The sequence below is a fragment of the Streptomyces sp. NPDC046866 genome (genome assembly GCF_040704625.1).
GTDB lineage: Bacteria > Actinomycetota > Actinomycetes > Streptomycetales > Streptomycetaceae > Streptomyces.
In genome coordinates this window covers 230,170-242,949 of the sequence record NZ_JBEYXN010000001.1, presented here as the reverse complement: position 1 = coordinate 242,949, position 12,780 = coordinate 230,170, and the positions used below count along the sequence as shown (strand labels likewise).

The 12,780-nt window shown below is 69.5% G+C and carries 10 protein-coding genes and 2 pseudogenes; 6 read left to right on the top strand and 6 right to left on the bottom strand.

What is annotated here, in order from left to right; all coding sequences use genetic code 11:
* Position 1: 1 nt before the first annotated feature.
* From gyrB to dnaA, 6 genes are all read right to left on the bottom strand, one after another.
* Positions 2 to 2,023, bottom strand: a complete 2,022-nt coding sequence (gene gyrB / locus AB0953_RS01130) for a DNA topoisomerase (ATP-hydrolyzing) subunit B (RefSeq protein WP_366857660.1) — start codon at positions 2,021 to 2,023, stop codon at positions 2 to 4.
* Positions 2,024 to 2,321: 298 nt separating this feature from the next.
* Positions 2,322 to 2,855: a DUF721 domain-containing protein gene (locus tag AB0953_RS01125; RefSeq protein WP_366857659.1), complete on the bottom strand. Its 534-nt coding sequence runs from the start codon at positions 2,853 to 2,855 to the stop codon at positions 2,322 to 2,324.
* Positions 2,856 to 2,914: 59 nt separating this feature from the next.
* The gene (gene recF / locus AB0953_RS01120; protein ID WP_366857245.1) at positions 2,915 to 4,051 is read right to left on the bottom strand and encodes a DNA replication/repair protein RecF; all 1,137 of its coding nucleotides are present in this window, start codon (positions 4,049 to 4,051) and stop codon (positions 2,915 to 2,917) included.
* 74 nt (positions 4,052 to 4,125) lie between these two features.
* Positions 4,126 to 5,001 carry a phosphogluconate dehydrogenase (NAD(+)-dependent, decarboxylating) gene (gene gnd, locus AB0953_RS01115; protein WP_366857244.1) on the bottom strand — a complete coding sequence of 292 codons (876 nt, stop codon included), beginning with the start codon at positions 4,999 to 5,001 and terminating at the stop codon, positions 4,126 to 4,128.
* A gap of 244 nt (positions 5,002 to 5,245) precedes the next feature.
* A complete protein-coding gene (dnaN, locus tag AB0953_RS01110) occupies positions 5,246 to 6,376 on the bottom strand; it encodes a DNA polymerase III subunit beta (protein ID WP_366857243.1) in 1,131 nt (376 codons plus the stop codon).
* Between the two features lie 897 nt (positions 6,377 to 7,273).
* Positions 7,274 to 9,028 carry a chromosomal replication initiator protein DnaA gene (gene dnaA / locus AB0953_RS01105; protein ID WP_366857242.1) on the bottom strand — a complete coding sequence of 585 codons (1,755 nt, stop codon included), beginning with the start codon at positions 9,026 to 9,028 and terminating at the stop codon, positions 7,274 to 7,276.
* Between the two features lie 357 nt (positions 9,029 to 9,385).
* Between dnaA and rpmH the strand changes: the two genes are divergently transcribed.
* The 6 genes and pseudogenes from rpmH to rsmG all read left to right on the top strand — a co-directional run bounded on the left by rpmH (position 9,386) and on the right by rsmG (position 12,664).
* Positions 9,386 to 9,523, top strand: coding sequence for a 50S ribosomal protein L34 (gene rpmH / locus AB0953_RS01100; protein ID WP_018547628.1), 138 nt, complete (start codon positions 9,386 to 9,388; stop codon positions 9,521 to 9,523).
* A 21-nt stretch (positions 9,524 to 9,544) separates the two neighbouring features.
* The gene (gene rnpA / locus AB0953_RS01095) at positions 9,545 to 9,919 is read left to right on the top strand and encodes a ribonuclease P protein component (RefSeq protein ID WP_366857241.1); all 375 of its coding nucleotides are present in this window, start codon (positions 9,545 to 9,547) and stop codon (positions 9,917 to 9,919) included.
* Positions 9,916 to 10,170 (top strand): annotated as a pseudogene (gene yidD, locus AB0953_RS01090) (membrane protein insertion efficiency factor YidD); the annotation flags it as partial. The gene rnpA and the pseudogene yidD, both read left to right, overlap by 4 nt.
* 30 nt (positions 10,171 to 10,200) lie before the next feature.
* Positions 10,201 to 11,304 (top strand): annotated as a pseudogene (gene yidC / locus AB0953_RS01085) (membrane protein insertase YidC); the annotation flags it as partial.
* A gap of 18 nt (positions 11,305 to 11,322) precedes the next feature.
* Positions 11,323 to 11,835: a R3H domain-containing nucleic acid-binding protein gene (locus AB0953_RS01080; RefSeq protein WP_366857240.1), complete on the top strand. Its 513-nt coding sequence runs from the start codon at positions 11,323 to 11,325 to the stop codon at positions 11,833 to 11,835.
* A 112-nt stretch (positions 11,836 to 11,947) separates the two neighbouring features.
* Positions 11,948 to 12,664 carry a 16S rRNA (guanine(527)-N(7))-methyltransferase RsmG gene (rsmG, locus tag AB0953_RS01075; RefSeq protein ID WP_366857239.1) on the top strand — a complete coding sequence of 239 codons (717 nt, stop codon included), beginning with the start codon at positions 11,948 to 11,950 and terminating at the stop codon, positions 12,662 to 12,664.
* Positions 12,665 to 12,780: the final 116 nt, after the last annotated feature.

Below are 12,780 nucleotides of genomic sequence, written 5' to 3'. Positions count from 1 at the left end.
CTCAGATGTCGAGGAAGCGGACGTCCTTGGCGTTGCGCTGGATGAAGGAGCGCCGGGCCTCGACGTCCTCGCCCATCAGCACCGAGAACAGGTCGTCGGCCTGGGCCGCGTCGTCGAGCGTGACCTGGCCGAGGACGCGGTGGTCCACGTCCATCGTGGTGACGCGCAGCTCCTCGGCGTTCATCTCGCCGAGACCCTTGAAGCGCTGGATCGAGTCTTCCTTGATCCGCTTGCCGTGCTGCTTGCCGAGCTCCACCAGGGCGTCGCGCTCGCGGTCCGAGTACGCGTACTCGAAGTCGTCACGACCCCACTTGATCTTGTAGAGCGGCGGGCGGGACAGGTACACGTGACCGGCCTCGACCAGCGGGCGCATGAAGCGGAACAGGAAGGTCAGCAGCAGGGTGTTGATGTGCTGGCCGTCGACGTCGGCGTCGGCCATCAAGATGATCTTGTGGTACCGGAGCTTCTCGATGTCGAAGTCCTCGTGCACACCGGTGCCGAAGGCGGAGATCAGCGCCTGGATCTCGGTGTTCTGCAGGATCTTGTCGATCCGGGCCTTCTCGACGTTCAGGATCTTGCCGCGGATCGGCAGGATGGCCTGGTACATCGGGTTGCGGCCGGACTTCGCGGAACCGCCGGCGGAGTCGCCCTCGACGATGAAGATCTCGCACTTCGTCGGGTCGTTCGACTGGCAGTCGGACAGCTTGCCCGGCAGCGAGGCGCTCTCCAGCAGGCCCTTGCGGCGCGTCAGGTCGCGGGCCTTGCGGGCGGCGACACGGGCCGTGGCGGCCTGGACGGACTTGCGGACGATGTCCGCGGCCTCGTTCGGGTTGCGGTCCAGCCAGTCGGCGAAGTGCTCGTAGACCGCCTTCTGGACGAAGGTCTTCGCCTCCGTGTTGCCCAGCTTGGTCTTGGTCTGGCCCTCGAATTGCGGCTCGCTGAGCTTGACCGAGATGATCGCCGTCAGACCCTCGCGGATGTCCTCGCCCGTGAGGTTGTCGTCCTTCTCGCGCAGGATCTTCTTGTCACGCGCGTACTTGTTGACCAGCGAGGTCAGCGCGGCGCGGAAGCCCTCCTCGTGCGTGCCGCCCTCGTGGGTGTGGATGATGTTGGCGAAGGAGTAGACGCCCTCGGTGTACCCGGTGTTCCACTGCATCGCGATCTCGACCGAGAGCATCCGCTCCTTGTCGTCGGCCGCGATGTCGATGACGGTCGGGTGGACCAGCTCGCCCTTGCGCGAGTTGAGGTACTTCACGAAGTCGACGATGCCGCCCTCGTAGTGGTACGTGACGCTGCGCACCTTGTCGGCCTGCTCGGCCTCCTCCGGGGAGTCGGCGCCGACCGTGGCCTTGGCGGACTCGCGCTCGTCCGTCAGCTTCAGCGTGAGGCCCTTGTTGAGGAAGGCCATCTCCTGGAAGCGGCGCGAGAGCGTCTCGAAGGAGTACTCGGTGGTCTCGAAGATGTCCCCGTCGGCCCAGAACGTCACCGAGGTGCCGTGCTCGTCGGTCTCCTCGTGGCGGGCGAGGGCCGCGGTGGGCTCGCCCATCTTGTAGTCCTGGGTCCAGCGGTAGCCGTCCGTCTTGATCTCGACCGAGACCTTGCTGGACAGGGCGTTGACGACGGAGACGCCCACACCGTGCAGACCGCCGGAGACGGCGTAGCCGCCGCCGCCGAACTTGCCGCCCGCGTGCAGCACCGTCAGCACGACCTCGACGGCCGGCTTGCCCTGCGCGGGGATGATGCCGACGGGGATGCCGCGCCCGTTGTCGATCACGCGCACCCCGCCGTCGGCCAGGATCGTCACGTCGATCGTGTCCGCGTAACCGGCCAGCGCCTCGTCCACGGCGTTGTCGACGACCTCGTACACCAGGTGGTGCAGGCCACGCTCACCGGTGGATCCGATGTACATGCCGGGCCGCTTGCGGACCGCCTCCAAGCCCTCCAGGACCTGGATCGCACTAGCGTCGTAGTTCTTCTCGTTGGAGTCGCCGGAATCGGCCACGAAGCGCCCTTTCTGGCACAGCGCAGACCGGACTCCCAGGCGGCGCGAGTGGCCCGGCGGGAACGGCTGCGTCGATCTGCGTTGTCGGTGTTGCTCGGCGGATCCCGCAAGCGGGCGGGACTTACCACTAAGTCTACCGGTAGCGCTGACATCGATGGGGGTTTGCCGGTACCTGGATCCGCATGTGCCGCCCTGAACCTCCCTCGGCCGACTCCCCATATTCAGACCGGGGCCCAAAGAGGCTCACGGGCACCCAGCGCTTCGGCCTGTCAACCACCGGCTACCGTGAGGGACGCCACCCGGACACCCCCGCGCATGCCTATCCGTAGGTGTCCCCGGGGCCCGTGCTGCCCGGCGCCCGCAAGGGTCCGTACCGCTTCGGCCGCCCGCCCGGACCCTGCACCTTGATCAGCCGGACCGTGCCCTGGCCCAGGTCGGCGTTGAGCCGCGCGACCAGCTGGGGCGCCAGCAGCTTCAGCTGGGCCGCCCACGCCGAGGAATCGCACCGCACGACCAGTTCACGGTCCTCGTAGCGTTCCGGTTCGCAGTGCGCCGCGATCTCCGGCCCGACGATCTCCGGCCAGCGCTCCATCACGCCGGCCACCGCCATCGGCATCTCCCAGCCGCGCTCCGTGCGCAGCCGGTCCAGCGCCGCCATCAGCGGCATCGGGTCCCGGCCGTCCGCCCGGGCCCCCGAGCGCAGGCCCTGCTGCGGCCGCCCCTTCTTCCCCGCCGCGGCGTTGCCGCGCGCCCGCGCCGCCTCGCGCGCGGCCGCCAGCGCCTGCCGCGCCAGGTCCACGCCGGAGGGCTCGGGCGCCTTGCGGACCGGCTGCGGCCCCGGCGCCCCGCGCACCTCGTGCGTCTCCCGCCGGTCGGCCCGGTCGTGGCGGTCGTACTGCTCCCTGTCCGTGCTCACAGCCGGGTCACCTCACCGCCGGACACCCCGAACCGCGCCCCCGCCAAAACGTCCGGAACGTCGTCGTCCACCGCCGCCGTCACCAGCACCTGCTCCCCCGGCGCCACCAGCTCGGCCAGCCGCTCCCGGCGCCGGGCGTCCAGCTCCGCGAACACGTCGTCGAGGATCAGCACCGGTTCGGCCCCCTCGCCGCGCAGCAGCTCGTACGAGGCCAGCCGCAGCGCCAGCGCGTACGACCACGACTCCCCGTGGCTCGCGTACCCCTTCGCCGGCAGCTCCCCCAGCCGCAGCAGCAGCTCGTCCCGGTGCGGGCCGACCAGGGTCACGCCCCGCTCGATCTCCTGCTTGCGGACCTCCGCGAGCGCCTGCAGCAGCGCCTCGTACAGCGCCTCCCGGGACCGCGCCGCCCCGCTGTCCACCGCCTCGCCCGCGGAGGAACGGTACGCCAGGCCCAGCGGGCCGCCGCCGGGCGCGAGCTGCTCGTACGCCTTGTCCGCCAGCGGCAGCAGGGTCGCTATCAGGTCGAGGCGCTGCGCCAGCAGCTCGGCGCCCGCGCGCGCCAGGTGCTGGTCCCACACGTCCAGCGTCGACAGGTCCATCGAGCGGCCGCCGTGCCGACGGGCCATCGCCGCGGACTTCAGCAGCGTGTTGCGCTGCTTGAGCACGCGCTCGTAGTCCGAGCGGACACCCGCCATGCGCGGCGAGCGGGCGGTGACCAGCTCGTCCAGGAAGCGCCGGCGCTCACCCGGGTCGCCCTTGACCAGGGCCAGGTCCTCCGGCGCGAACAGCACCGTGCGGACGATCCCCAGCACGTCCCGCGGCCTGACCTGCGAGGACCGGTTGATGCGGGCCCGGTTCGCCCGCCCCGGGTTGAGCTCCAGCTCGACCAGCTGCTGACGCTCGCCCTGCCGGACGGCGGCCCGGATCACCGCCCGCTCCGCGCCCATGCGCACGAGCGGGGCGTCGGAGGAGACCCGGTGGCTGCCCAGCGCCGCCAGGTAGCCGATCGCCTCGACCAGGTTCGTCTTGCCCTGGCCGTTGGGCCCCACGAAAGCCGTGACGCCCGGGTCGAGGGGAACCTCGGCCCGGGCGTACGAGCGGAAGTCGGCCAACGAGAGATGCGTGACATGCATGCGGCGCCGACCTCCCCCGGCTTCCTGCTCTCCTGCTGTGGTGCTGTGGTGCTGCCGGCCGCGCGGCGGCCGGGCTACTTCTTCTCGACCGCGTGGCCGCCGAACTGGTTGCGCAGCGCGGCGATCATCTTCATCTGCGGCGAGTCGTCCTGCCGCGAGGCGAAGCGCGCGAACAGCGAGGCCGTGATCGCGGGCAGCGGCACGGCGTTGTCGATGGCCGCCTCCACCGTCCACCGGCCCTCGCCGGAGTCCTGCGCGAAGCCGCGCAGCTGCTCCAGGTGCTCGTCCTCGTCGAGCGCGTTGACGGCGAGGTCGAGCAGCCAGGAGCGGATGACCGTGCCCTCCTGCCAGGACCGGAACACCTCGCGGACGTCGGTGACCGAGTCCACCTTCTCCAGCAGCTCCCAGCCCTCGGCGTAGGCCTGCATCATGGCGTACTCGATGCCGTTGTGGACCATCTTCGCGAAGTGGCCCGCGCCGACCTTGCCGGCGTGCACGGAGCCGAACTCGCCCTCCGGCTTGAGGGCATCGAAGATCGGCTGGACCGCGGCGACGTGCTCCTTGTCGCCGCCGTACATGAGGGCGTAGCCGTTCTCCAGGCCCCACACGCCGCCGGAGACGCCGCAGTCGACGAAGCCGATGCCCTTGGCGGCGAGCTCCTCGGCGTGCTTCTCGTCGTCCGTCCAGCGCGAGTTGCCGCCGTCGACCACGACGTCGCCGGGCGAGAGCAGGTCGGCGAGCTCGTCGATCGTCGACTGGGTCGCGGCGCCGGCCGGGACCATCACCCACACCACGCGGGGTGCCTGCAGGCCGTCCACAAGCTCCGACAGGCTGTGGACATCGGCGAGGTCCGGGTTGCGGTCGTATCCGATGACGGTGTGGCCTGCGCGGCGGATGCGCTCGCGCATGTTGCCGCCCATCTTGCCGAGACCGACGAGACCGAGCTCCATCAGGTGGTTCCTTACGCGTTGTGGCCGTCTGTGGGGGCTCCCCCGACTCCCGGGGACACCCGGCTCCGAGCCTACGCCGGGCGGTGCCGCCCGGCGCCACGGGCGCTCCCGGCACGTCCGTGCGGACCTGCGGGCTGCGCGGGCGGTACGGGGCCCGAGGCGCTGGCCCGCGGCGCGGCCGGGGGGCCCGAACGCCGTCGGGCCCGGTCCCGCGGGCTGCGCGACCGGGCCCGACGTGCCGGCGTCAGCCGGACAGGCGCACCGGCATGATCAGGTACTTGTAGGCCTCGTCCGCCTCGGCGTCGAGGGCCGGGCGGCCGCTGAGCAGCGCCGGCTTGGTGGAGGTGGTGAAGCTCAGCTGGGCGACCGGCGAGTCGATCGCGCTCAGGCCGTCGAGCAGGAAGGTCGGGTTGAAGGCGATCGAGATGTCGTCGCCCTCCAGCTGGGCGTCGACGCGCTCCACAGCCTGTGCATCGTCGGAGGAGCCGGCCTCCAGGGTCAGCACGCCCGTCTCGAAGCTGAGGCGGACCGGGGTGTTGCGCTCGGCGACCAAGGCCACGCGCTTGACGGCCTCGACGAACGGGGCGGTCTCGATCACCGCGACGGAGTTGAACTCCGTCGGGAAGAGCGTGCGGTACTTGGGCAGGTCGCCCTCGAGGAGGCGGGTGGTGGTGCGGCGGCCGGCGCCCTCGAAGCCGATGAGGCCCTCGCCCGCGCCGGAGCCCGACAGCGCCAGGGTGACGGTGTCACCGCTCGTCAGGGACTTGGCGGTGTCCAGGAGCGTCTTCGCGGGCACCAGGGCCACGGCGGAGGCGTCCGGGTTCTCCGGCTTCCACAGGAACTCGCGGACCGCGAAGCGGTAGCGGTCGGTGGAGGCCAGGGTGACGCGGTCGCCCTCGATCTCGATGCGGACACCGGTCAGGACGGGCAGCGTGTCGTCGCGGCCGGCGGCGATGGCGACCTGGGCGGCGGCGGAGGCGAAGACCTCGCCGGGCACGGTGCCGGTCGCGGTCGGCATCTGCGGCAGCGCCGGGTACTCCTCCACAGGCAGGGTGTGGAGGGTGAACCGGGAGGAGCCGCAGACCACGGTCGCCCGTACACCGTCTGTGGAAATCTCCACCGGGCGGTTGGGGAGGGCGCGGCAGATGTCGGCGAGGAGTCGGCCGGAGACGAGGACGGTGCCGTCCTCCTCCACGTCCGCCTCGACCGAGACGCGGGCCGAGACCTCGTAGTCGAAGCCGGAGAGGGACAGCATGCCCTCCTCGGCCTTCAGCAGCAGCCCCGCGAGGACGGGCACCGGCGGCCGGGCCGGGAGGCTGCGGGCAGCCCAGGCCACCGCCTCCGCGAGTACGTCGCGCTCCACCCGGATCTTCACCGGAACCGCCTCCTGCTGTTGCTCGCTCGCCTGCCGGCCTTCGTCGTCGGCTCTCGCTGCCTCGGTGCCTGGACGGCTCGGAGCCTCGATGCCGGGAACCAGTCTGACGTACGGCGCCGACAGCCGGTGCTGCCGGCCGTCAAATCGGGAGCGAGGTGTCGGGGCGGCCTCTCGACCACGTTGTGCACAGCACCCGCTTGAAAACCGAAACCGGGCTAACTGTCCATGGGGGTAGTAGTAGGCCCTGTGGAAACCGTGGATAACCCGGTTTGCGCAGGTCAGCAACCGTTTTTTATCCCCACACCCTGTGGGCGGGACCGGTGGACAACAGGGGGGTGCTGTGGAGAACGAAAACTTCTGCACAGGCCATCCCCAGGTGACCCGGACTACTCCACAGGTGTGTCCCCAGCTTTCCCCAAGTACTCCACAGCCCAAACGTCGACTTCTGTGTGACGGCTTTCACTCCGGGCAGTGAGGAGGGGCCTGCTGTTGCCGAACAGTGGACAGCGGTGTGGGTAAGTCGTCTGATCCTGTGCACAGGATGCGGCAACCTGTGGGTCGGCGGTGGACAACGTCGTGGACAGGGTTGTGGACGGATCTTCTGTCCACAGGTTGTGGATAGCGCCTGCGCACAATTCCACAGCCCCCTGACCTGCCCTGATGATGTATCAACAGGCCTGCCTGTGGACAGATTGTGGGTGATCCGACCCATCCCCAGGCTGTGGACCGCAGAAAGTCCCGCAATCTGTGGACAAGTTGCTCCACGGGGGGCGTATTCGAACAGACCAGGGGCGCACATACGAAGAAGGGCGCCCCCGGAGTGACCCGGGAGCGCCCTGAAAAGAGGTGTGAAGGGGCTGGGGAAGGGCGGAGCAGGCGTCGGGAGAGGCCCCCGGCTCAGCCGTTCTTGATGCGGTTGGTGAGCTCGGTGACCTGGTTGTAGATGGAGCGGCGCTCCGCCATCAGGGCCCGGATCTTGCGGTCCGCGTGCATGACGGTGGTGTGGTCCCGGCCGCCGAACTGCGCCCCGATCTTGGGCAGCGACAGGTCGGTCAGCTCCCGGCACAGGTACATGGCGATCTGCCGGGCGGTGACCAGCACGCGGCTGCGCGAGGAGCCGCACAGGTCGTCCACGGTGAGGCCGAAGTAGTCGGCGGTGGCCGCCATGATGTCGGAGGCCGTGATCTCGGGCGCCGAGTCCTCGCCGCCGGGGATCAGGTTCTTCAGCACGTCCTCGGTCAGCCCGAGGTCGACCGGCTGCCGGTTCAGGCTCGCGAAGGCCGTGACCCGGATCAGCGCCCCCTCCAGCTCGCGGATGTTGCGCGAGATGCGGGAGGCGATGAACTCCAGTACCTCCGGTGGGGCGTTGAGCTGCTCCTGGACGGCCTTCTTGCGCAGGATCGCGATGCGGGTCTCCAGCTCGGGCGGCTGGACGTCGGTGATCAGGCCCCACTCGAAGCGGTTGCGGAGCCGGTCCTCCAGGGTGACCAGCTGCTTGGGCGGCCGGTCGGAGGAGAGCACGATCTGCTTGTTGGCGTTGTGGAGGGTGTTGAAGGTGTGGAAGAACTCCTCCTGCGTCGACTCCTTGCTCGCGAGGAACTGGATGTCGTCGACCAGCAGGATGTCCATCTCGCGGTAGCGCTTGCGGAACGCGTCGCCCTTGCCGTCGCGGATGGAGTTGATGAACTCGTTGGTGAACTCCTCCGAGCTCACGTAGCGGACCCGGGTCCCCGGGTAGAGGCTCCGCGCGTAGTGCCCGATGGCGTGCAGCAGGTGCGTCTTGCCGAGCCCGGACTCCCCGTAGATGAAAAGGGGGTTGTACGCCTTCGCCGGCGCCTCGGCGACGGCCACCGCGGCCGCGTGCGCGAAGCGGTTGGAGGCGCCGATGACGAAGGTGTCGAAGAGGTACTTGGGGTTCAGCCGGGCGGTCGGCTCCAGCGGGCCCGAGGTGGAGCCGCCGGAGGGGGCCGACGGCGGCGGGGCGGGCGTGGGCCGGCCGGGCGCCGGACGCGTTGCGGGCGACTGCTCGTAGGACTGGTCGTACGGGGATTCGTACGACTGCTGCTCGTAGGAGCCCTTCTCGTAGCCGCCCGGCTCGGGCTGCTGGAGGTAGCCCGGCTGAGGGGTGGCGTAGGGGTCGCGCTCGGGGAAGCCGCCGAGGCGCTGCTGCTGCCAGCCGTAGTCCTCCTGCTGGCCGCCGCGGGGCCAGGCGCCGGGCTCGGGGCGCGGCTGCTGGTAGTCCGGGTAGGCGGGGCGGGCGGTGGGAAGCTGGTCGTCGGCGGGGCCGGGGCCGGTGTGGCCGCCGGGGCGCTGGCCGCCGTAGGGCTCGTAGGACTCCGAGCGCTGCGGGGCGGGCGCCGCCAGGGGGGCGGGCTCGCCGGCGGAGTCGTCGACGGTGATGGCGATGCGGATGGGGCGGCCGCACTCGCGGCTGAGGGCATCGCTGATCAGGGGCGCGAGGCGGCCCTCGAGGACGCGTTTGCCGTATTCATTGGGGACGGCGAGCAGCGCGGTGTCGGCGACGAGGGCCAGGGGCTGGCAGCGCTCGACCCACTGCCGGTCCTTCGGCTCGATGGCCTGCTGTCCTTCCCCGAGGAGCTTTTCGAGCACCCTTGGCCACACTGCGGCAAGATCGGCAGGTACGTCAGCCACAGGGCACGCTCTCTCACAGGGGTCCCACGAAGGTGTGGTTCTTCGGGACGGTCGGGACAAAAGAATCCGGGATCAGGCAACGGTAGTCAGGGCGGCGGGTACGGTTCAAGTCGTTGTCCACAGCCTGTGCACAGTGCGGGGTGGGTCTCGGCTCGGTTTGACCGGATGGCGTAGCCGCGCGTACCGTAACGAGGTCGAGTTGTCGATGGCTGCTGCCGCCTGCCTACCGATGGGCGAAGATCACTGATTGTGATCATTTAGCGGTGTCCACTCGGGCGAACACGCGAGTTCCTCGTGGGCGCACGGTGACAGCCAGGCGATGTACCGCCACAACGATTCATTTTCTGGAGCCCCCGAGTGAGCAAGCGCACCTTTCAGCCGAACAACCGTCGTCGCGCCAAGACCCACGGCTTCCGCCTGCGGATGCGTACCCGTGCCGGTCGCGCGATCCTCGCGAACCGTCGCAGCAAGGGCCGCGCCGCCCTCTCCGCGTAACCACACGCGGATCGTGACGTCGTGCTGTCTCCCGAAAATCGGCTGAGGCGGCGCGAGGACTTCGCGAGCGCGGTACGCCGAGGCCGCCGGGCCGGTCGCCCGCTCCTCGTCGTCCACCTACGTACAAGCGGTGCAACGGACCCGCACGGGCCGGGGGAGACAGATCCCTCGACGCGTGCGGGTTTCGTCGTCAGCAAGGCCGTGGGCGGCGCCGTGGTCCGCAACCGGGTCAAGCGCCGCCTGCGCCATCTGGTGCGCGAGCGGCTGTCCCGGCTGCCCGCCGGTAGCCTGGTGGTGGTGCGGGCATTGCCCGGATCGGGTGATGCCGGCCTCGAGGATCTGGCCCGGGACCTGGATGCCGCTCTGCTGCGGCTCCTGGGAGGCGCAGCTCGATGAAGTACCCGCTGCTCGCTTTGATCAAGCTGTACCAGTGGACGATCAGTCCGCTGCTCGGGCCGGTGTGCCGCTACTACCCCTCGTGCTCGCACTACGGGTACACGGCCATCGACCGGCATGGTGCGGTGAAGGGAACGGTCCTGACCGCCTGGCGGATCCTGCGGTGCAATCCGTGGTCCGCGGGTGGTGTCGACCATGTCCCACCTCGTAAACGCCCGCGTTGGCACGAGCAGCTGCGCAGTGCGTTGCGTAGACCTCGCAATGCTCAAGGAGCCTGATTAGTGGACACGATTGCCAGTCTGTTCAGCTTTATCACCACGCCCGTCTCATGGATCATCGTCCAGTTCCACACGCTGTACGGCGCGATCTTCGGCCCGGACAGCGGGTGGGCCTGGGGCCTGTCCATCGTGTCCCTGGTGATCTTGATCCGTATCTGCCTCATCCCGCTCTTCGTGAAGCAGATCAAGGCAACGCGCGGCATGCAGGCGCTCCAGCCGAAGATGAAGGCGATCCAGGAGCGCTACAAGAACGACAAGCAGCGCCAGTCCGAAGAGATGATGAAGCTGTACAAGGAGACGGGTACCAACCCGCTCTCCTCGTGCCTTCCGATCCTGGCGCAGTCCCCGTTCTTCTTCGCGCTGTACAGCGTGCTGTCGGCCATCGCCAACGGCAAGACGATCGGCGTCATCAACCAGTCGCTGCTGGAAAGCGCCCGGCAGGCGCACATCTTCGGTGCTCCGCTGGCCGCGAAGTTCATGGACAGCGAGGAGAAGGTCGCCGCGCTCGGCGCCAGCCTCATGGACGTCCGGATCGTCACTGCGGTGATGATCATCATGATGTCGCTGTCGCAGTTCTACACCCAGCGCCAGCTGATGCAGAAGAACGTCGACCTGTCGGTCAAGACGCCGTTCATGCAGCAGCAGAAGATGCTCATGTACATCTTCCCGCTGATCTTCGCGTTCATGGGCATCAACTTCCCCGTCGGTGTCCTCGTCTACTGGCTGACCACGAACGTGTGGACCATGGGCCAGCAGATGTACGTGATCAACCAGAACCCGACTCCGGGCAGCAAGGCGCAGGACCAGTACCTCACCCGCCTGCTGAAGCACATCGGCTCCCACGGTGACGTGAAGGGCCGGCGCCGGAAGAAGATCGTCGCGACGATCGTGGCCAAGGGCCCGGACCGCAACGACAACGAGCGCAAGTTCATCACTGCTCTGACGAAGCAGGGCCTGGCCGCCCAGGCGGACGGTTCCGTGATCAAGAGTGCCGAGGCCACGGCGGACTCCGACGCGGCGAGCGGCGGCGCCTCCAAGCGCCAGCAGCCCAAGCGCCAGACGAAGGCGCAGCGTCAGACGCCGCCCTCCAAGCCCTCTTCCAAGAAGTAAGAAGGAGTCTCTCCCGTGACGGAAGGCACCACCACGGCCGCCGCTGAGAGTGGCGACACCCTGACCCGCCTCGAGCAGGAGGGTGAGATCGCGGCCGACTACCTCGAGGGTCTGCTGGACATCGCCGACCTGGACGGTGACATCGACATGGACGTCGAGGCCGACCGGGCCTCGGTGTCGATCGTCAGCGACTCCGGCAGCCGTGACCTGCAGAAGCTCGTGGGCCGCGACGGCGAGGTCCTGGAGGCACTCCAGGAGCTCACCCGCCTCGCCGTGCACCGCGAGACCGGGGACCGCAGCCGGCTGATGCTGGACATCGCCGGGTTCCGGGCGAAGAAGCGCCAAGAGCTGGCGGCGCTGGGCGCCAAGGCCGCGGCGGATGTGAAGGCGTCCGGCGAGCCCCTGAAGCTGGCCCCCATGACCCCGTTCGAGCGCAAGGTCGTCCACGACGCCGTGGCGGCCGCCGGTCTGCGCAGCGAGTCGGAGGGCGAGGAGCCGCAGCGCTTCGTCGTCGTGCTCCCTGCCTGACGCGTACACCCGATGGTTCGGCCCCGTCTGTGTCGCAGGCGGGGCCGAAGTTTGTCAGCCTGGCAGTGCCGCGGTAAGCAAGCGCGGTACGCAATACGGAAGGACGGTCCCCGTGACGGAGGCAGCGGAGCTTCCCCCGGCGCCCGAGCAGGCGCGCGCGGTCTTCGGCGAGTTTTTCCCGGAAGCCGTGCGGTACGCGGAGCTGCTGGCGGACGCGGGCGTCAAGCGCGGCCTGATCGGTCCGCGTGAGGTCCCCCGGCTGTGGGAGCGGCACCTGCTGAACTGCGCCGTGCTCTCGGAGGTGGTGCCCGAGGGCGTCACCGTCTGCGACGTGGGCTCGGGCGCCGGTCTGCCGGGTATCCCGCTGGCCCTGGTCCGGCGCGATCTGAAGATCACGTTGCTGGAGCCGCTGCTGCGGCGGACGACCTTCCTCCAGGAGGCCGTGGAGTTGCTGGGCCTGGACCACGTCACGGTGGTGCGGGGCCGCGCCGAGGAGGTCCTCGGCAAGGTGCAGCCGGTGCACGTGGTGACGGCACGCGCGGTGGCCCCGCTGGACCGCCTCGCGGGCTGGGGCGTGCCGCTGCTGCGCCCGTACGGCGAGATGCTGGCGCTCAAGGGCGACACGGCCGAGGAGGAGCTGGTGGCCGCGAAGGTCGCTCTGGCGAAGCTGGGTGTGGTGAAGACCTCGGTGCTCCAGGTCGGCGAGGGCGTGGTGGATCCGATGTCGACGGTGGTCCGGGTCGAGGTCGGGGAGAGCCCTGGCGGTGTGAGGTTCGCCGCCAAGCGGGCCAAGGCTGCGCGCGTGGGGCGGACCCGCCGGCGCCGGTGAGGGCCCGTGGTGTGGAGAGGGGCCCGGTGGAATCCTCGGATTTCCGCCGGGCCCCTTTCGCGCGTGTTGGGCCCTGTAGGTATGGATTTCGGAGTGTCGTAGGGGACTGAAGTCGT